Source organism: Herbaspirillum sp. ST 5-3 (assembly GCF_004804275.1).
Classification (GTDB): Bacteria; Pseudomonadota; Gammaproteobacteria; order Burkholderiales; family Burkholderiaceae_D; genus Noviherbaspirillum.
In genome coordinates, this window is record NZ_STGI01000013.1 from 92,815 (window position 1) to 112,772 (window position 19,958).

Below are 19,958 nucleotides of genomic sequence, written 5' to 3' on the forward strand. Positions count from 1 at the left end.
GATGAACACCGATACGTTTACCAAGAGATACGCGCTCCCGTTCAAATCGCTGGCGGGCAGCGTGCCGATGTGCGTGGCGGATGTCACGCCGCAGGACTGGTCACGCGTGGCGCAGATGATCAATACCGAAGGCGGCCGGCTGATTTCCGTTTGGGGAACGGATCGACGTCCGCTCGCGGACCGCTATGTCATGTCGGCTGTCTATTGCGCCGACGAAGGCCTGCTGTGGCTGCGTCTGGCGGTGAACGAGCGGGAAGGCTACCCGGACCTGTCCGTGATATTCCCCTCGGCGGCAAGGATGCAAAGGACGGTGTTCGATCTTCTCGGCATCCCGGCAAATGGCGCGGAAGACACTCGCCCCTGGATCAATCACGGCAGATGGCCCGCATCGTACTTCCCGCTGCGGCATGAGTTCTCGGGGCGGGAACAGTTCGACAGTGGATTGGAAGAATATCCGTTCATGCAGGTGGAAGGCGACGGCGTCCATGAGATCGCGGTCGGCCCGATCCACGCCGGCACCATCGAGCCCGGACATTTTCGATTTTCCGTCGTGGGCGAAAAGGTGCTGCGACTGGAGCAGCGCCTCGGTTATACGCACAAGGGGACGGACAAGCTTTTCGTTGGACGCGAGCTCGCCGACGGCGCCCGCATTGCGGGGCGAGTATCGGGCGATTCGACCGTCGCGTTCGCGTGGGCCTACTGCATGGCCGCCGAGGGAGCCAGCAAGTGCGTAGTGCCGCCGCGCGCGCTGTGGCTGCGCGCATTGCTGCTGGAGCGCGAGCGCATTGCCAGTCACCTGGGCGATCTGGGCGCACTCGGCAATGACGCCGGCCTGGCATTCGGCCTGGCGCAGTTTTCGCGACTGAAAGAAGATTGGGTGCGGCTCAACCTTCAGCTGTTCGGCCATCGCTTCATGATGGATCGGATCATTCCGGGCGGCGTCTCGGTCGACCTGGATGCGGTGGGCATCGGCCTGCTGATGACGCAGTGCGATCACATCGAGGACGAAGTGCGCACGCTGCACGGTATCTACGACGAACATGCGGGCCTGCAGGACCGATTTATTTCGGCTGGCCGCGTGTTGCCGAAGCTGGCGTCGGAACTCGGCTTGTGCGGAATGGCGGGCCGCGCCAGCGGGCAGGCATGGGACGCGCGCGCGGATCAGGCGATGGCACCTTATTCGCAGCTCGATGTGCGCATGGCCACGCATCGCAACGGCGACGTCGCGGCGCGCGTGCTCGTGCGCTTCGATGAAATCGCCGAGTCGCTGCGCCTGCTGCGGGAAATCTTACGGCGCTTGCCGTCCGGCTCGATCGCTGTGCCCTTGCCGGCATCCGGGGGCGAAAGCCTGGGCACGGGCTGGGTGGAAGGCTGGCGCGGCGCAGTCCTGGTCGGCCTGGAAACCGATGCGCAAGGCAAGATCCTGCGCTGTCATTGCCATGATCCATCATGGCAGAACTGGCCGGTCCTGCAACATGCGATCATGGGCAATATCGTTCCTGATTTCCCCTTGATCAACAAATCCTTCAATCTCAGCTATTCGGGACACGATCTCTGATGTGGTTCCTCCTCAAGCAAATCGCCCATGCGGGACTGCCGGCGGAAAAGGCGCCCGAGCCGAATGAAGCCTGGCGCACGGAGCGCGAACAGATTCAATCGAATATCCTGTCCATTCTCGGACGGGCACTCTGCATCCGCCAGGTTGATGCGGGTTCCTGCAATGCTTGCGAGCTGGAGATACAGGCCTTGAGCAATCCCTATTACAACCTTGAAGGGCTGGGGATCAAATTCGTCGCCAGTCCGCGCCATGCCGATATGCTGCTGGTGACGGGGCCGGTGACCAAGAACATGGAAGCCGCGCTCAAGGATGCCTATGACGCGACGCCCCACCCGAAACTGGTGGTAGGAATCGGCGAATGCGCAGGCAACGGCGGAATCTTCGGCGAGAGTTATGCCAGTTGCGGACGCGTGTCGAACGTGATTCCGGTCGACGTCGTCGTGCCGGGCTGTCCGCCGCCGCCGATCGATATCCTTCGAGGGATTCTGTCAGCAGTAACGGCGAAGGCAGGCGAATCCGGGACCTAGCCTTAATGGAGCCCGGCAGCGCGTACGCTGCCTTCGTAGCGCGCAAATGCATCGGCCAGCATATCCACCATAGCGCGCTCGCTCCAGGGCTGGTGCAGGAATTTGTAAATGCCGCCGCGATTGATCGCATCGGCGCTGACCGTCGCATCGAACTCCCCGCCGAGAAGAATGCGCACGGTGTTCGGATACATCTGTTTGACGCGGCTCAAAAACTCAACGCCGCCGATGCCGGACATGCCCTGATCGCACAGGACGATGCCCACTTCCTCGGCTGCCAACAGGTCGAACGCCTCGCGCGCATCCGACGCCTCCAGCAGACGATAGCGCGCAAACTGCGACGCAGCGGACAAGGCACGACGGCTGTTCTCGTTTCGGGACAGCAGCAACATGGCGGGGGCGTGACGGGACCTGCTGATTTTTTCGATCTCCAGCACGCGCTTTTCCAATAGCACGGCCAGGCACAGGTCGGCGGGAAGCGCCGGACTGAAGTAATCGCCTTGCATTTCATCGCAGCCGTGCGCCGCAAGCAACGCGAGCTGACTGCCGTTTTCCATGCCCTCTGCCGCCACTTTCAATCGCAGGCTGTGCGCCATCGCAATGACAGCGTCGGCAATGGCAAGATCGTCCGGATGGCTTTGAATCTCGCTGATGAAGCTCGGATCCAGCTTGATCCTGTCGACTGGGAAGCGCTTGAGGTAACCGAGATTGGAAAATCCTGTGCCGAAATCATCGATCGACAGTCCGATGCCAAGCACCTTGAGTTCCTGCAAAACTCGCATCGCCACAGCCGGATCCTGCATCAGCAAGGACTCCTTGAAGTCGAACTCGAGATGGCAGGCCGCGACGTCCATATCGCGCAGTGTCGAAGCAATCGATTGCGCAAAACCGGGGTTCAGGAACTGCGACGGCGAAATATTGATGGCAATCGGCACCTGCAACAGCGCCTGTTGCTGCCACTGCTTGTGCTGGGCGCAGGCAGTGCGAATCACCCAATCGCCGATCTGGCCGATCAGGCCCGCTTCTTCGGCGAGCGGAATGAAGTGCAGGGGCGGCAGCAGTCCGAGCTCGGGATGCTGCCAGCGAATCAATGCCTCCAGGCCGATGACCTGGCCGCCACGCAAATCGATGCGCGGCTGGTAATGCAGCACAAACTCCTCGCGTTCAATGGCAAGGCGCAGACTCCTCTCCAGTGCCATGCGCTCATTCATGCGCTGATTCAGCTCGCCCGTAAAGAACTGGGAGTTGTTGCGCCCAAGCTCTTTTGCACGATACATCGCGATGTCCGCATTCTTGAGAAGCGTTTCGACATCGCCGCCATCTTGCGGATAAAAGGCGAATCCGATGCTGCAGCTCGGCACGATGGAATAACCCTCGTACACGATCGGTTCGGCCATGCAATCCAGTATGCGCTGCATGGCATGGGCGGCGACGTTCTCGCAGATCTGGTCGTAAAACACGATGACAAATTCGTCGCCGCCGATGCGGGCGATGGTGTCGGACTCGCGCACGCACGATTGAAGCCGGCATGCCGCTTCGACCAGCAAATGATCGCCTGCTTCGTGGCCGAGCCGGTCATTCACGGTCTTGAACTTGTCGAGGTCGATATAAGCAACCCCGAGCTGACCGCCGTAACGGTCGGCGAAGCTGATCGCCTGCTGCAGGCGGTCGGTGAGCAGATTCCGGTTCGGCAGCCCGGTCAGGGTGTCATGTCCTGCCTGGAACCCAAGCTGGTCGCGGGCGTATTTCATCTGCAGGTGCGCATGGATGCGCGCCTGGATCTCCGCCGACCTGAATGGCTTGGTGACATAGTCGATGCCGCCGCAATTGAACGCGGCGACCTTGCTGTCGGTATCGTCGGAAACGCTGACGAAAATGACGGGGATGCCGTTGAACTGCTTGGACTGTTTGAGATGGCGGCACACCTCGAATCCATTCATCTCGGGCATGTGAATGTCGAGCAGAATCAGGTCCGGTTGCGCGCGCTCGATCTGCTCCAGTGCGGTGACGCCGCTGGCGGCGGAACGGACGCGATAACCATGGCCGCTCAGAATGGCGGCCAGAAGCTCCCGGTCCGTCGGCGTGTCGTCGACTACCAGGACATCGGCCAGATCCTTGTCAGCAGCCAAATGCATCGTGCGCCTCTTTCTCCCTGAGTTCGCTCTGCGTCCGGCGAAATCGCACTCGGGGATAAACGTCACTTCCAGGGTGATTGTCCTGTCCGTGTACCGGAACGGAATATTGCTTGATAGAAATAATACCAACATCAAGATCAGTTCGCTACAACAAATTGAGGCATTGATTGCAAAACGGACAAGCTCGACAGCTGCCCGACGCAGAACAGCAATTGCATTGGCGGAATAGTGTCAAAGACAGGGTAAAATAGCGGGTGCATTTTCACCGGGCCCACAACCATCATGGCATTCAGCAAACACAACAAGCTCTACGTATCCGACTACACCCGATTCCTCTCCGAGATGAAGCAGAAGGATCCTTCGCTTGACGAAAAACAGCGCAACGGCCGCCTGATTCACTGGGACAAGGCGCCGATCGATCTCGACGCCCGCCGCCGTGCGGAAGAATCCCGCATCAAGCAGCAAGCCTACGTCTATCAGACCAAGCACTGATGACGACACAGCAGGACGCACTGCTAGCGCACTTGCCGGCTGATGCGCCCGAACTGGCGCTTGCGAATCAACCGGACTCGACTCCCAACGTGATCGACGGCGTGGCATTCGCGAAACTGTACGGCGAGCCGCTGTTCAAGCTCCCGTCGGACCTCTACATCCCACCGGATGCGCTGGAAGTCTTTCTCGAAGCATTTCAGGGTCCGCTCGATCTGCTGCTGTACCTGATCCGCAAGCAGAACTTCAACATCCTCGACATTCCGATGGCGCAGGTCACCCTGCAATACCTCGAATATGTCGAGCAGATCCGCGAACGCAATCTCGAACTGGCGGCCGAGTACCTGCTGATGGCCGCCATGCTCATCGAGATCAAGTCGCGCATGCTGCTGCCGGTGAAGAAGAGCGACAGCGGCGCGGAAGCGGAAGATCCGCGCGCCGAACTGGTGCGCCGCCTGCTGGAGTACGAGCAAATGAAGCTGGCCGCGCAGCAGATCGACACGCTGCCGCAGCTAGGCCGCGACTATGTTCGTGCGCAGATCTTCATTGAGCAGAGCATGGTCACGCGCTGGCCGGAAGTCAGCATGTCTGAATTGCAGGCCGTCTGGAGCGACATCCTCAAACGCGCCAAGCTGACCGCGCACCACACCATCAGCCGCGAAGAACTGTCCGTGCGCGAGCACATGACCGGCATCCTGCGCCGCTTGCAATCGGCAAAGTTTGTCGAATTCGCCGACCTGTTCGACCCCTCGCGCGGCGTGCCGGTGTTGGTCGTCAACTTCATCGCGCTGCTCGAACTGGCGAAAGAAACTCTGATCGAAATCACGCAGGCCGAAGCTTTTGCGCCGATCTATGTCCGATTGGCTTATTCTCCGACCTGAACTTCACCATCCCCGGCCGCATCAGGCTCATTACCGTAGCAAGGCTGTTCCATGAAAATCATTTCCTCTATTGACGAATTGCGCGACCAGTTGCGCGGACAATTGCGCACCGCCTTCGTGCCCACCATGGGCAACCTGCACGAGGGCCATCTTTCGCTGATGCGTCTGGCGCGCAGGCATGGCGATCCGGTGGTGGCTTCGATCTTCGTGAACCGCCTGCAATTCGGCCCGAACGAAGATTTCGACAAATATCCGCGCACCTTCCAGGCCGACGTGGAAAAGCTGGAAAAGGAAGGTGTGTATGTGCTGTTCGCGCCGACCGAACGGGATATGTATCCGGAGCCGCAGGAGTACCGCGTGCGTCCGCCGGACGACCTGGGCAATATCCTGGAAGGCGAGTTTCGTCCCGGCTTCTTCACCGGCGTGACGACTGTCGTGCTGAAGCTGTTCTCCTGCGTGCAACCGCGCGTTGCCGTTTTCGGCAAGAAGGATTACCAGCAGTTGATGATCGTGCGGAACATGTCGAAGCAATTCGCGCTGCCGACCGAAATCATCGCAGCGGAAACCTACCGTGCGGACGACGGACTGGCGCTCTCCTCGCGCAACAGCTATCTCTCGCCGGAAGAGCGCGCGGAAGCCCCGGCGTTGTACAAGCTTCTCAATGAAGTCGCCGATGAGGTCCGCTCCGGACATCTCGACATGTTCGAACTGGAGCGCCAGGCGATGGCCAGGCTCGCGAAGCGCGGCTGGAAACCGGACTACATTTCGATTCGCAAGCGTGCCGATCTGCAACCGCCCTCCGCCGGCGATCTGGCGCAAGGCGAGCCGCTGGTGGTACTTGCCGCGGCCAAGCTCGGCATCACGCGTCTGATCGACAATCTCGAAATCTGAGCACCCGCTCCGCTCGCAATAGCCTGTAACCAATGCGGCGCAAACACCTAACACGGCTTATCGCCTGCAGCATGCTCGCGCTGCTTCCCCTGGGATCAGCGCGGGCTGCGATTTCGGTCGTCGACGACACCAAACGAACCGTCACCCTTCCCGCGCCCGCGCACCGCATCGTCAGTCTCGCGCCGCATGTGACCGAACTGCTTTTCGCGGCGGGCGCCGGTCGCTATGTCGTCGGCGTTTCCGAATTCAGCGATTACCCGGCGGAAGCGAGGCGGATTCCTTCAGTCGGCAGCGGCTTGTCGCTCGACATGGAACGCATCATTCAGCTCAAACCCGATCTGATCGTCGGCTGGAACAACGGCAACGCAGCGCCGCAATTGGCAAGGCTTGAGCAGCTTGGCATTCCGGTATTCAAGAGCGAACCCTACGACTTCGCTGCGATTGCGCGTTCCATGGAAAGCCTGGCGCACCTGGCGGGGACCGACGCAGCCGGCGAAGCGGCGGCGAACGCTTTCCGCACGCGCCTCAAGCATCTGCGCGATACCTACCAGCAGCGACGCAGCATCACCGTCTTCTACCAGATCTGGCGATCGCCGCTGATGACGCTGAACGGCATGCACATGGTGTCTTCCGCCATTCGTCAGTGCGGCGGCATCAATATCTTCGCCAGCCTGCCGCAACTCGCGCCCACAGTCAGCGTGGAGGCCGTGCTCAAGGCCGATCCTGAAGCGATCGTTGCCAGCAGCGGCGAGCAGGACGATGTGTTTTCGCCCTGGCGCCGCTTTCCAAAACTGAAGGCGGTTGCGCGCGGCAACCTCATCCTGGTCGATGGCACACTGATGAATCGTTCCGGACCGCGCATCCTGGATGGCATGGAAATGTTGTGCAAGGAACTCGACGCGGCACGCTCGAGAAGACCCTGAGCGATTGCTGCAAGGCGAGTTCCGCTTTGTCGTTCAACAGATCGTCAAAGCGGCATCAACATCAGGTCTGTATCGCCTGGGTCGATGCCCTGCTGCGACAACAGCGTCGTCACCTGTGCGCGATGATGCGTCTGATGGTTAAAGAGATGGGTCACCAGCAGCCATGCCGGTCGGGTGCGAGTCGATTTGGTCAGGCCGCTGTACCAGCTGAAATCGCTTGCCAGCCATTCAGCGTCGAGCGTCGCAGCCCAGGCCAGGATATCCTCGTCCATCGCTGATCGCGCAGCCTTGAGCGCATGCCAATCCTCGTACAGGTCAGTGCCAATCGAAGCCTTCGGATACGCCTTCGCCAGCGGCGTCTCATGCGTAAAACGGCCCAGCCACATGTAGTCCCCCCAGATGATGTGATTCAAGGTCGAATGGATCGACTTGAAGAACGCGCCTCGATCCAACTTGCGCTCTTCATCCGTCAGGCGCTCGCACGCCTGGTAAAGCTTTTCATTCATCCAGTGGTTGTAAGCTGCCATGGTCTGCGCGTATCCGGGTGCGATCATATCCAATCCATGCTGAAAATGATGAAATCAACAAGGGCATGATAACGAACTGCGCGCCGGAATGTGTTGACGCAAGGGCAAGCCCATATATAATCGTCCGATTTCGCGGGGCAGGCTGCACGCCTTGCAATGGTTTGTTCGATTCCGGGCACTGATCGCGTGGCCGGTTGTTTCGCATCGTAGATTCAGTGGAATTTTATGGGCTTCTCGAACGAAAAACCTGTTTTCCGTCAGCGTCGCATGCCGCAATGGAAAAGAACCGCTCTGATGACGGGCGGCTGCGTGCTGGGCACGCTTGTTGCGCTGTCCTTTTACCCACCAACCCTGGAAGCCGCGCGCAGCCTTCTCCCCCAGCCGATTTCCAACGCAATCGCTTCCCAGAACGGCAAATATCTGTCGCCCGCCGAAGCACGAAAACAGCATCTCTCGGAAGCCGGGACTGCGGTGCACGGCATGTACATCAAGGATCCCTACGGCTGCGTCTACATGTTTCAGTACGTCTCGGCGAGCTTATCACTCATTCCGGTCGTGTCCGAACACGGCAAGCAGGTCTGCGAATAAATTACTGCTGCACCCACTTCACGACTTCCTGCCACTGCTCGAGATCCTTATCCACCCGCGACGGTGCGACATCCCATACCGTGGCGCCGTGGGCGGCGAGCTGGACGTAGTTCTGCGTGTCGCGCAGATAGCCAAGCACAGGCAAACCAAGATTACTGACGTAATGCGCGAGCTGGTCCGCGGCGCGGGTGCGAACGTTGATGCGCATGCCAAGCACACCGACGCCGGCGTGACCATGCCTGCCGGCGAGGCGCTGCAGGAATTCCTGGGTTGCCAGAATATCGAACATCGATGCCTGGAGCGGCACAAGGACCTTGTCGGCAATGCGCAATACCTCTTCAAGTCGCGCACCGGAGAGTCCGGCCGGCGTATCGAGCACGATATGCGTGGTGCCCTTGGGCGGCCTGGCAACATGGCCATTGACGATGTCCCATGAGGCGATCGGCGGAAGGCTGCCGGGGCGCAGCGCCAGCCATGCGCGAGAAGATTGCTGGACATCCGAATCGCCGAGCATGACTTTGTGGCCCTGCTTGGCGAAATATCCGGCGAGATTGGTGGCGATGGTGCTTTTGCCGACGCCTCCCTTTGGATTCGCAATGACAATGACTGGCATGTTCCCCCCGATGAGTTGACATGTTTGCAATACTTTTGTCGTTTCGTGCCACTGACGCAACGTTTCCAAAGAGCATAACACGGCATCTTTTCAGCAAGGAAACTGTGGACGCGCTTTTCTGCTCCCCGGCAAGTTATCGTGCCTTAAAATACCGCGATGCAAAACAATTCGACGACTCTCCCCGCCGTCACGGACGACGGCGCCCCAGCCTCGCTGCAAGCCTATTTCAAGCCTGACATCTCTCCGGACGATATTGAGCAGGTCTTCCGCCTGAAGCGGGCGCAACCGCTGCTGCAGGCATTTACCGCCCTGTTCCATGGCGGATTCGATGGCGTGCTGGTGCGATTGCTGGTGCTCAAGGAACTGGCGGCCGACACGCAGTCGTCTGCGCTGTCGCGCGCCGACATCAACACCCGGCTCGCCTATCTCGATCCGGACAGCCTGGAAACCGTGCTGGCACGCCTGCGCTCGCATCAGTTGCTCGCCTGGGATGCCGCACAGGGCGTCTATCGCATGACGCCGACCGCGCGCAATGTGCTGGCGGCCATCGACGGCCTGCTCGGCCTGATTCAAGGCGACGACGAGGCGGAGATGGGCTTCCTGCTGTCACAGGTCGCCGGATCGCAGGCGGTCGGCGGCGTGAATGTCGAGCAGTTGCAACACCTGCTCGGACGCCTGGTCGACCTGACCGAGGAGTTCCGCGACGCGATTGCCTCCGGTTCGGAATTCCGGCTGCGCGCGGCGCAGGAAAAATGGCATACCGCCTGCGACTGGGTGGAGAAAGGATCGCAGATCATCCATGCGATCACGACCGATCCCCAGGCCGATGCGGCCACGCATCGCGCGGCGCAAGCCATCGGCCGCGCACAGAGCGCCCTCCTGAACATGCAGGGCATGTTTTCGCGCGCCCTCAACCAGATCGAGCGCCAGCGCGTCCATCTCGGGCAATCCGGCCTCTCGACCACCGATATCAAGACCTGGCTGATGCAGCAGGACGACCTGGCGGCCCTGGCGGACGGCGCCGTGTCGACGCCGGTCACGCCACTGTTCATCACTCCTTCGGAAATGATCGATGTCGCCGAAGCCGAACTGTTCGCCGATCGGGTCGCGACCGCGGCTTCCGCACTGCCCGCGGGTGAGGACGCGCCCGTCACGCGCAGCCAGGAAGCGAGCATGCCGGTCGAGCTGGACGCGTGGCTGAATCGCCTCTCGTCATTTGCGTCGCCATCGCCGGCCGCCACGCCGGTGCAGGACACGCTGCTGCCGGCCAGCTTCGCGATCGCCTCCTACCGGGCTTCGCTGCTGCCGCTGCTGGGCGATGAAAGCGAATCGGCGCTGCAAGGCGGCACTGCGCACATGGCTCGCCTGCCGCTGGTCTTCACGCCACAAGACGGCATGATCGCGCTGAAGGACCCGCATGTGGTCGCCATCTCGAACGCATCCCTCTCACACAAACCAGAATCTCGAACGGATATACAGCATGAACCACGAAGCGCAAATCCTGATCGCACAGTTGCTCACGCATCAGACGCTACCGCGCGACAACAAGCTGGTGAAGCGAGCGCTGTCGGATGAATTGTTCCGCGCCGAGCTCGATAATCGTCTTTCGGCCTGCGGACTGAAGCTGCTCGACAACGTCTACGCCGACCACGTCACGCTCGCGCTGACGCGCGAAGTCGAACCGAAGATCTTCGGTGCGCGCGACACATGGCAGAACAATAATGCCGGCCTGGCACGCGACGGCGTGGCGCTGCTGGTGGTGCTGTGGGCGCTCATCATTCTGCCCAAACGCGAGCGGCAGGAGTCGCACCGCAACGCCGCCGAGGATCAGAACGACATGTTCGGCAAGGACAAGCCCATGCCGCGCGCGGAAGAGGCGTCGACCGGTATTTCCCTCAAGGCGCTGCTGGCGGACTTCGGCGACAAGCTCGGCAAGAAGACGCGCATCGGCATGAACCTCGGCCAGCTTGCAAGGCTCGGCTTCATCGAAATGAAAGGCGACATGATCCTGGAAGGACCGCTGCTGGATCTGATGATGGATACCGACACGCTCAAGGAGCGCATCGTCAACGGAGCTCTGGCCGACATTTTCAAGCGCGCGCCGCAGGAAGTCACGGAATAGGAATCGCATGTTTCATATCAAATCGCTTGAACTGGTGCACTGGGATTACTGGCAGCGCATCAAGAACATCCCGCTGGACGCAAAGATCATCACCATCGCCGGGCAGAACGGCTCCGGCAAGACGACCCTGCTCGATGCCTTGCGCACGCTGTTCGGCCTCGACTGCTCGATGGGTCGCTCATACAAGCACTACGCGCGCCACTCCGGCGAGCAGACCGCCTGGCTGCGCGCCGTGGTCGACAATCGCCCCAGCGGACGCCAGCTTTCCAACCGGCCGTTCCGCGCTTCGGGCTTTTTCAGCGAGGATGAAGTCACGCTGTTCTGCCAGATCCAGAAGAACGGAGGAGACTGGCGGCGTCAGTACCTGATGCGCGGTGGCGTGGTCGAGATCGAGGCGGTGCAGGAGGCCAGCGACTGGCTCGGTCTGGACGCGTATCGCAAGCGGCTGGCCAATGCCGGCTTGTCGCAGGCGATGGCGAAGGTGCTGGCGCTGGAACAAGGCGAGACCGACAAGCTGTGCGAATACGCGCCGCGACAGTTGCTCGACCTTGTGTTCCAGGTATTCGGCGACAAGGAAGTGCTGGACGCTTACGACGAAGCGAAGCGCCACCAGCGCGACACCGAGACCGAGTTGCAGCGCTTCGAAGCGGATCTCGCCGCCTCGCAGACCAACCTCGAACGCTTGCGCCTGCGGGTGGCGAACTACCATCAGTGGGAAGGGCTGAACAAGGAGCGGCGCGACCTGCAGGAAGAAATCCTGCCGACGCTGCAATATCACGAAACACGGGAAAAAGCGGCAACCGTCAGCCAGGCACTGCGCGATGCAAAAAGATCGGTGGTCACGCAGGATGCGCAGTTGTCCGAAAAGCGCGTCCTTGTTGCCGAGCGCGCAAAAGCCCTGAGCGCAGCGCACGATCACGAGACGGCGCTGGAGCAGGAAAAGACCACACTGGAAAGGCGGCTGGGCGAGATCAACACCAGACTCAAGCCGCTGGAAAACCTGCTGGAACAAAAAATGCGTCTGCAGAAACTGGCCTCCGATGCCGGCGCCGATATCGCCGATGTCGCCGCGCAAGCGGAGCAGAAGGAAGCCGAGTACATAGGTCTGCGCCAGGCGCGCGCGGACCTCGCCAGCCGGCTTGCCGCCGATCGTGCCGCCATTGCGGCGCTTGAGGGCAAGGCGGCGTTGCCGGAACCGGACAATGTGCGTTCCATGCGACGCGCGCTGAACGATGCCGGCATTGCGCATGAGATGCTGACCGACATCATCGAGGTGACCGACCCGCGCTGGCAAGGCGCTGTCGAGGGCGTGCTGCGCGGCTCTACTTTCGTCGTCTTGCTGAAGAACGCGAAAGATGCGGCAGCGGCCTATCGTCTCGGCGAGAAGGAGCGCTATGGACACTTCATCGTCCCCGAACGCGTCGCCGCGCCGGTAGCGAAGGATCAAAGCCTGTTGTCGGTGCTGCGCTTTTCCGCACCCGCGCCGGCATGGCTGATCGATCAGCTGGCCCGCATCACCCGCGTCGATTCGGTCGATGAAGGGGCCAAGCTGCCGGGATCACCGGAGTGGATCACGCCGGACGCATATCACCGTGAACGGCGAGGCGGCCGCTCGCTGTTCGTTGAACCATCGCGCTACCGTTTCGGCCAGGCCGGGCGTGCGCAACGCCTGGCGGCATTGCAACAAGCCTTGCCAAAACTGGAAGCGGAAGAAGACACGTTGACCTTGAAGATCAACAAGCTTGCCGGTGAAATCAGCGCACTCAAGGCGCGCCTTGCCGGCGTCGATGCCGCCAAGGAATTGATCGCACGACAAATGGAATTCGAGGAAGCGGAACGCGGCGCCACGCCGCTCAAGGCCACGCGCACCGAGGTCGGCACCCGTCTCGGCGAGCTGTATCCGCTCCTGAAGACCGCGACGGAAGCGCGCGTGCTTGCCGACCGCGAATGGAACGGGACAAAGAACGCACTGACCGAGGGCGAAGCGCACTTGCGGCAGGCAAACAAGCGCAATGAAGAAGAGCGCAGCGCGCACGCCCGTACGCTTGCCGGTATTCGCCAGACATGGCGTCACCTGCCGTTCAACTGGCGCCGCCCTGCCCGCCGCCACGCACTGGTCGAGGAACATCAGAATGCGCACCAGGTCGAACTGCGACTCAAGCATCTGACAAGCGATCTCGAACGCGAGGACTGGGAAACCGATGTGACCGTGGTCGATCAACATGCGCGCCTGTCGGCACTGCTGCAGGGGCGGCAAGCGGAAACCGAGGAGCGCCGCTACCAGAACAACCGGGCGATTGAAGCGACCACCAATGCACGCGGGGCCTACATCGAGCGGCTGCGCTACACCATCAAGACTTACAGCCGCAACATCAAGGAACTGGGCGAACTGGCAGGGATTGAAGTCCACACCGACCCCGTTCGACTGGAAAACGACGACATTCAACTGTCTCAAGCGGGCTTGCATGTCCGCTTCAAGTTCGACGGCAAGGGGCCAATCGGCATGAACGACGGCGAAGCCTCGGGCGGTCAGCAGGTGATGAAATCCCTGATCCTGCTGATCGGCCTGCTGAAGTCCGACGAAGGCTCCGGCGGTTTCGTGTTCATCGACGAACCATTCGCGCATCTGGACATACGCAACATTCAACTGGTCGGCGAATTCCTCAAGAACACCGACGCGCAGTACCTGATGACGACGCCGCTGACGCACAACACCGACGTCTACGATCCGTCGGAACTCACGCTGATCACCAGCAAGAAGAAGAAGGAAACCCACTGGGCGCAACCGATCTTCGTGCTGCAGCGGCGCCCCGCGCCGTCGGCGAAAGCGGCCTGACCGCCAAGCGGTCCTGCGAGCCATGCGTGACAGCAGTTGCGCATGGCGGTGAGCTCGGCTGAACTATTTGAGCTTGGACTTGCCATCCGCCAGCTTTTCAAGCGCAGCAAGTATCGGTGCCGCAGCATCAGCGATGCGGTCGATGCTTTGCTCGCGCAGCAGTCCGGGATCGACCGGCGTGAGCTCGGAGAGTCCTGCCCAGCGCAGCAGTGCCGCCATCGTCTGAGGCAAATCGAACAGACCGTGCAAGTAGGTTCCCATAATGCGGTCATCCGCGGAACGCGCCCCCTCCGCACGCTCGCCGAGATAAAACGCCGGCCTGGCACTTGCGCTGCCGTGCGAGACACCCACGTGGATTTCATATCCGACGACCGGCGCGTCGGCGAATGCGCATCGGCCGTTGATGTGGGCCAGCGTCTTGTCCGCGGTCAGTACCGTGTCGACATCCAGCAATCCCAATGCCTCGGATTCGCCGGGCGCGCCTTCGACACCGTGCGGATCCGATACGGTGTGCCCCAGCATTTGATAGCCGCCGCAGATCCCAAGCACCTTGCCGCCATAGCGCAAATGCCTTAGCAATGCTTCGCGCCAGCCGTTTGCAATCAGCCACTCGAGATCGGCCCTTGTATTCTTGCTGCCGGGCAGGATGACCAAATCCGCCGGCGGAATCCCTTGCGCGGGGCCGACAAAATGAAGATCTACATCGGGCTGCGCGCGCAGGGCGTCGAAGTCGGTGTGGTTGCTGATGCGAGGCAGAACCGGGACCACGATCCTGAAGCGGCCTTTTTCATGCTGCATGGGCTGAATCGCATCTTCCGCATCCAGGAACAAGCCGTGCAGATAAGGCAGCACCGCGAGCACCGGTTTTCCGGTCTGCGCTTCCAGCCATTCCAGCCCGGGTTGCAGCAAGCTGATATCGCCGCGAAAACGATTGATCACGAAACCTATGATGCGCTTGCGCTCGCTCTCCGACAGGCACGCGAGCGTGCCGACGATGTGCGCGAAGACGCCGCCGCGATCGATGTCCGCGACCAGGATCACCGGGCAATCGACCTCTTCTGCGAAACCCATGTTGGCGATGTCGCGCTCGCGCAGGTTGATTTCCGCCGGGCTGCCCGCGCCTTCGACAATGATGGCCTCATAGGACTCGGACAAGCGACGGTAGGATTGCAACACAGCCTGCATCGCAACGGTCTTGTATTGATGGTAATCGCGTGCATTCATGTCGGCGCGGACCTTGCCATGCACGATGATCTGCGCCTCGGTGTCACTTGAGGGTTTCAGCAGCACAGGATTCATGTCGCTATGCGGAGCCAGGCCGGCGGCTTGCGCCTGCAGGGCCTGTGCACGCCCGATCTCGCCGCCGTCTTCGGTCACCGCGCTGTTGAGCGCCATGTTCTGCGGCTTGAAGGGCACGACTTTCACGCCTTCGCGCGCCAGAAGTCGGCACAAGGCGGCGACCACCGTGCTCTTGCCGGCGTCCGAGGTGGTGCCCTGCACCATCAGCGTCTGAAAGGGAATGCTCATTTTCGCCTGGTCATCGGCGTGCTTCCGCGGGAATGTAGAGCGTTCGATTGCCGTGTCGTACCGTCTCGATCGGGTAACCCAGGCAGTCGCTCAGGATCTGCGCCTGCATCACCTCCTCCACCGGACCAGCCATCCAGCGTCCGTCGCCCATCAGCAACAAGGCGTGGCTGGAAATACTGTGGGCGAGATTGAGGTCATGACTCACCATGACCACCGCCTTTTCCTGTTTGCGGCACAACCGGGCCAGCAGTTCCATCACGCTGACCTGGTGCGCAAGATCAAGCGCGCTGGCCGGCTCATCCAGCAGCAGCCAAGGGGTGTCCTGAGCCAGCGCCGCCGCGATCGCGACACGCTGGCGCTCGCCGCCGGAAAGCGTGCGTACATCACGCTCCGCCAAATGGGCAACGTCGAGTGCAAGCAAGGCCACGCGCGCCTTCTGGATATCCGCAGCCGCATCCCAGTACTGGTCGCCCTGGTAAGGATGACGTGCCGCCAGCACTGTTTCGATGGCGCGATATCCAAATGCGTCCTTGCGTCCCTGCGGCAGGTAGGCGCGTTGCCGCGCGAGCTCCGGCGCGTGCCAATCGTGCAGCATGCGTTCGCCAACGCGAATGGCACCACCGTCGGGGTCGCGCAGGCCGGCGAGCGTTCGCAGCAAGGTACTTTTTCCCGCGCCATTGCGCCCGATCACGCACCAGCACTGGCCCGCTTCGACGCGCCAGTTCAACTCCCGGACCAGGAGCCGGTCGCCAATGCGCAGGGTCAGGTCGAGCGTGCGCATCGTCTATTTCCTGTGAATATGATGTAACTGCAACAGAAAGATGGGCACGCCGATCAGGGCCGTGATCACGCCCACCGGCAGTTGTTGGGGTGCCAGCACACTGCGTGCCAGCGTATCGGCAAGGACCAGGAAACTTCCGCCCGCCAGCGTGGCTGCGGGGAACAGCAGTCGATGGTCGGGTCCCCACGCAAAGCGGCAGGCGTGCGGCACGATCAGACCGATGAATCCGATGCTGCCGGCGCTGCTGACCGCACTCGCAGTCAAGAGCGCGGAACACAGGAACAAACCCTGCCGCAGGCGTCCGACGCGTATGCCCAGCGTGGCCGCTGCCTCCGCATGCAAGGCAAGCACGTTGACCGCGCGTGCAACGCGAATTGCGAACACAAGCGCGCCCAGCCATATCGTCCAGGGCAACCAGCGTATCTGCGTCGACGAAAGGTCACCGATCAGCCAGAACACCATGCCGCGCAAGCGATTGTCGGGCGCCAGCGACAGCATCAGCGCGACCAGCGCTCCGCAGCCCGATGCGACGATCACGCCGGTAAGCAGCAGCATCGGTGCGCCGCCGTCGGCTCCGGTGTTGCCTCGCAGGTCGCGATAGGCGAGCAGCAACAGCAGAAACGCGACCGCGACTGCGCCGGCAAACGCCGCGATATCGATCAACCAGGCTGCTGTGAAAAAAAGCATTGCGAACAATGCGCCGACCGCTGCGCCTCCCGACACGCCGAGCACATAGGGATCGGCGAGCGGATTGCGCAACAAGGCCTGCATCATGACACCTGCCAGCGCGAGAGTGGCGCCGGTGACGAAGGCCGAGAGCGCGCGTCCAAGGCGCAATTCCAGCAATGTCCCGGCCAGGCTCGCCGGCTCGCCACGCAGCATGTCGCCCAGTGCCGAGAACAGCTCGGGAACCGACAGCGAGACGGAGCCGACGACGCAGGAGAACAAGATACTGGCGCAGGCAAGCACCAGCATCACCGCGAGAACGGTGAACGCACGGCGGCGTTCGTTGAACAAAGGCAGACTGATGACAGTGCTATGCATGGTTCATCCGGACTCGCATGATGACGCCCGGTCTCTAAAAGTCGAGACGGGCAGAGACCTTCAGTTGACGGCCGGTATCGGAATAGATTCCGGTTCCGCACGCCCCGAAGGCATTCGAGAAATAGCTTCGATCCGTCAAGTTGTTGCCGGCAATTGCCAACTCCCATGCGCCGACACGTCTCGCATAACGTGCATCCACGGTCGTATACGATGGAATGCGGATGGCGCAGCTATTGGAAAAGTCACCGCCGTAGCGCTGCGAGTCGGCCCATTGCACACCTACGCTTGCGCTCTGGCTGCTGCCCGGCAGCCAGTTCAGGCGAAGCGTCGCGGTGTTGCTTGGCACCAGTACCATTTCCTTGCCATTGTTCGGACCATCGGTGAACTTGGCGGAAACATGCTGCAGCACGGCCGACAGGGTATATGCCGGCATCAAGCGCACATTCGCTTCCACCTCGACGCCTTGACGACGCGTGGGGTCCAGGTTCACGTTGGAGAACTGAAGCGGATTGAAGAAGATTTCATTTTTCAGCTGATGACGAAATACCCTTGCAGTCAGCTTTCGCGCGGCATTCCCGGCAGTCAGGCCGACTTCCAGGTCGCGTGAAGTCTGCGGCTCCAATGCTTGATTGGGAACGGGAGTGAATCCGTTTTCATCGGCATTGGCGACACGATAGCTGCGCCCGGCCTTGGCGAACACATCGAGCTCGCGCGAAAACGCATACTTTCCTTGCAACTCCCACGCGTTCAAAGAATGCGAGGTGTTATACGCTGTCGTTCCAAAAGCGAGCGGATCGGCGAAATCCTTGTCGAACGTTTCATGACGCGCGCCGACGGCGATACGTGCGTTGCCTGCCTGGATTTCGTCGCGCGCGTAGATCGCGCGCGAGGTTTGCGTCGCATCGGCAGTGGAGCTTGGGAAACCGCCGAAGCTGCTATTTACCTTTCGCTCCCATTGCGCGAAATCGATACCGCCGACCAGCTCATTCTTCATGCCGTTCATCTCTGCCCGGTGACGAATGCGCGGCGAAAACTGGGTCATGCGGCTGTCCGCGCGATAGTCGAAGGAGCCGAATGCCGAGACGTAAACGGCTTTGACCGTCTTCTCGCGATGCGCCAGCTCTGCCGCGAGGTCGATTGCGCCCAGGCGGCGCTCGGCCAGAAGCGTAAACCGATCCGTGTCGGACGAACCGAAATCGTTCGGCGTCGTTGCCTGACGCGGATTCGCCTCGAACTGCGCCAGCGTCAGCGAGCCAGGCAGGCGCGCATCCTGACGCGCGAGGTCGATACGCATTCCTACTCTTCCCTCGCTGGATGCCCACTGCGCACCGCCGCTGAAGTTCTTTTGCCGGACCGCATTGTTGTCGCGATAGTTGTCCGCTTGCTGCGCACTCACATTCGCGTCGAGCGAAAAACCGTCCGCGCCTTTCGCCACCGATCCGCGCAATTCCCTGTGACCGTAGGAACCGACTTCCCCGACGAGCGTCCCGCGCAATCCTGGTGCCGCGCTGCGTTTGGTAATGATCTGGATCGTGCCGCCGGTCGCGCCTTCGCCATACAGCACACTGCTGCCGCCGCGCACGATTTCAACACGTTCGACGGTTTCAATCGGAACACTCGACAAGAGCGCCGTGCTTAATTCGCTTTCCGACAGACGGACGCCGTCGACCATCACGACGAGATTCTGATCGCTGTTGGCACCAAACCCGCGCAAATCAATGGCAAAGTCCTGCGAGCCGTTGAAGCTCTGGCGGCCGTGGACGCCACCCAGCTTGCGGATTGCTTCATTGACGTTATTGATGCCTGCTTCGCGGATCTCTTCCGCCGTGATGACGGAAGCACCGATCGGGCTTTGTCCCGGGTCGGTGGCGAAACGGGAAGCACTCACCACAACGGGTGCCAGTGCTTTTTCTTGAGTGGATTGAGCAAATGCGGGGGCCGCAGATACGGCGCAAAGCGCAGACGCTAAGGCCAGCGGCTTCCAGGCCGCATCGCCATTGCGCGAGATAGAACGAATCATGATGTTGTTTTCGGAAAAATGCACTCGTCCTGCCTCCCCGCAGGACGGATTCAACAGAAGGCGTGACGAGCGCACCGAAAACGAATCAGCGGAGCCAGGCTCCGATCCGTGTCCGCGAAGGTCCCCGTCCGCACACTTCCACCTGTTCTGGCCGGTATCCGGGCTGGCAAAGTGAAACGGCCGACCTTCCCATGCGGACTGCACAGTGGTATCGAAAGACCGTCTGACATCTTGAATGCTGACTGCATTCGCAATGACGTTTGCTTACCGTTGCGGGGGCAGCACACGTTAGCTGGATGACGCCTCGTGTTTCCCGTTTAACTGCCTGCATGAACATGCGGGCGGGCACCAAAACCCTGCTATTGTAAGCCTTGCAGTATCCAGCGACAACAAAGCGAGGCCGCATGCGCAACATGTTAGCGGTCCGACAACTCGTCCGGCTTGCGTTTGCCGAACACGCCTTTCTGTCGCACACTCGCATCTTTACCCGCAGCAGCAA

General features: G+C 61.1%; 17 protein-coding genes and 1 riboswitch. Of the genes, 10 read left to right on the forward strand and 7 right to left on the reverse strand.

The features are described 5' to 3' along the window. The first annotated feature begins 67 nt into the window (after nucleotides 1–67). Nucleotides 68–1,558 carry an NADH-quinone oxidoreductase subunit C gene (locus tag E6W33_RS21385; RefSeq protein ID WP_247869736.1) on the forward strand — a complete coding sequence of 497 codons (1,491 nt, stop codon included), beginning with the start codon at nucleotides 68–70 and terminating at the stop codon, nucleotides 1,556–1,558. Then, complete coding sequence (locus E6W33_RS21390; protein ID WP_136419382.1) at nucleotides 1,558–2,085, forward strand: formate hydrogenlyase; 528 nt, start codon at nucleotides 1,558–1,560, stop codon at nucleotides 2,083–2,085. Before E6W33_RS21385 ends, E6W33_RS21390 begins: the two co-directional genes overlap by 1 nt. A gap of 2 nt (nucleotides 2,086–2,087) precedes the next feature. On the opposite strand, the gene E6W33_RS21395 is transcribed toward E6W33_RS21390, so the two are convergent. Then, entirely contained in the window at nucleotides 2,088–4,217 is a 2,130-nt protein-coding gene (locus tag E6W33_RS21395) for an EAL domain-containing protein (protein ID WP_168798713.1), read from the reverse strand. 282 nt (nucleotides 4,218–4,499) lie between these two features. Between E6W33_RS21395 and E6W33_RS21400 the strand changes: the two genes are divergently transcribed. From E6W33_RS21400 to E6W33_RS21415, 4 genes are all read left to right on the forward strand, one after another. Continuing rightward, complete coding sequence (locus E6W33_RS21400; protein ID WP_136419384.1) at nucleotides 4,500–4,709, forward strand: DUF3460 family protein; 210 nt, start codon at nucleotides 4,500–4,502, stop codon at nucleotides 4,707–4,709. Next, nucleotides 4,709–5,587 (forward strand): ScpA family protein, encoded by an 879-nt coding sequence (locus tag E6W33_RS21405; protein WP_136419386.1) that lies wholly within the window; start codon nucleotides 4,709–4,711, stop codon nucleotides 5,585–5,587. The genes E6W33_RS21400 and E6W33_RS21405 overlap by 1 nt, the downstream gene beginning before the upstream one ends. A gap of 51 nt (nucleotides 5,588–5,638) precedes the next feature. After that, entirely contained in the window at nucleotides 5,639–6,478 is an 840-nt protein-coding gene (gene panC / locus E6W33_RS21410) for a pantoate--beta-alanine ligase (RefSeq protein WP_136419387.1), read from the forward strand. A gap of 71 nt (nucleotides 6,479–6,549) precedes the next feature. Beyond that, nucleotides 6,550–7,401 carry a cobalamin-binding protein gene (locus E6W33_RS21415; RefSeq protein ID WP_247869728.1) on the forward strand — a complete coding sequence of 284 codons (852 nt, stop codon included), beginning with the start codon at nucleotides 6,550–6,552 and terminating at the stop codon, nucleotides 7,399–7,401. Between the two features lie 44 nt (nucleotides 7,402–7,445). Here the strand turns inward: E6W33_RS21415 and E6W33_RS21420 are convergent, their stop codons facing one another. Continuing rightward, a complete protein-coding gene (locus E6W33_RS21420) occupies nucleotides 7,446–7,955 on the reverse strand; it encodes a DinB family protein (protein WP_136419391.1) in 510 nt (169 codons plus the stop codon). A 198-nt stretch (nucleotides 7,956–8,153) separates the two neighbouring features. Between E6W33_RS21420 and E6W33_RS21425 the strand changes: the two genes are divergently transcribed. After that, nucleotides 8,154–8,516 (forward strand): hypothetical protein, encoded by a 363-nt coding sequence (locus E6W33_RS21425; RefSeq protein ID WP_136419393.1) that lies wholly within the window; start codon nucleotides 8,154–8,156, stop codon nucleotides 8,514–8,516. A 1-nt stretch (nucleotide 8,517) separates the two neighbouring features. On the opposite strand, the gene E6W33_RS21430 is transcribed toward E6W33_RS21425, so the two are convergent. Next, complete coding sequence (locus tag E6W33_RS21430) at nucleotides 8,518–9,129, reverse strand: ParA family protein (RefSeq protein ID WP_136419394.1); 612 nt, start codon at nucleotides 9,127–9,129, stop codon at nucleotides 8,518–8,520. Between the two features lie 156 nt (nucleotides 9,130–9,285). Between E6W33_RS21430 and E6W33_RS21435 the strand changes: the two genes are divergently transcribed. Genes E6W33_RS21435 through E6W33_RS21445 form a run of 3 tightly spaced genes read left to right on the forward strand, consistent with a single transcriptional unit; the run spans nucleotide 9,286 to nucleotide 14,087 of the window. Continuing rightward, nucleotides 9,286–10,704, forward strand: a complete 1,419-nt coding sequence (locus E6W33_RS21435; protein WP_247869729.1) for a hypothetical protein — start codon at nucleotides 9,286–9,288, stop codon at nucleotides 10,702–10,704. Next, a complete protein-coding gene (locus tag E6W33_RS21440) occupies nucleotides 10,610–11,251 on the forward strand; it encodes a hypothetical protein (protein ID WP_247869730.1) in 642 nt (213 codons plus the stop codon). Before E6W33_RS21435 ends, E6W33_RS21440 begins: the two co-directional genes overlap by 95 nt. Nucleotides 11,252–11,258: 7 nt before the next feature. Then, nucleotides 11,259–14,087, forward strand: a complete 2,829-nt coding sequence (locus E6W33_RS21445) for an ATP-binding protein (RefSeq protein ID WP_136419396.1) — start codon at nucleotides 11,259–11,261, stop codon at nucleotides 14,085–14,087. A gap of 63 nt (nucleotides 14,088–14,150) precedes the next feature. Here E6W33_RS21445 and E6W33_RS21450 read toward each other — a convergent pair whose 3' ends face one another. The 4 genes from E6W33_RS21450 to E6W33_RS21465 are packed head-to-tail and all read right to left on the reverse strand — an operon-like array spanning nucleotide 14,151 to nucleotide 19,459. After that, a complete protein-coding gene (locus E6W33_RS21450; protein ID WP_136419397.1) occupies nucleotides 14,151–15,614 on the reverse strand; it encodes a cobyric acid synthase in 1,464 nt (487 codons plus the stop codon). 10 nt (nucleotides 15,615–15,624) lie between these two features. Further along, nucleotides 15,625–16,395, reverse strand: a complete 771-nt coding sequence (locus E6W33_RS21455) for an ABC transporter ATP-binding protein (protein WP_136419399.1) — start codon at nucleotides 16,393–16,395, stop codon at nucleotides 15,625–15,627. A gap of 3 nt (nucleotides 16,396–16,398) precedes the next feature. Then, the gene (locus E6W33_RS21460) at nucleotides 16,399–17,439 is read right to left on the reverse strand and encodes an iron ABC transporter permease (RefSeq protein ID WP_136419400.1); all 1,041 of its coding nucleotides are present in this window, start codon (nucleotides 17,437–17,439) and stop codon (nucleotides 16,399–16,401) included. 34 nt (nucleotides 17,440–17,473) lie between these two features. After that, entirely contained in the window at nucleotides 17,474–19,459 is a 1,986-nt protein-coding gene (locus E6W33_RS21465) for a TonB-dependent receptor (RefSeq protein ID WP_136419402.1), read from the reverse strand. Between the two features lie 131 nt (nucleotides 19,460–19,590). Further along, nucleotides 19,591–19,827, reverse strand: a riboswitch (cobalamin riboswitch). Nucleotides 19,828–19,958: the final 131 nt, after the last annotated feature.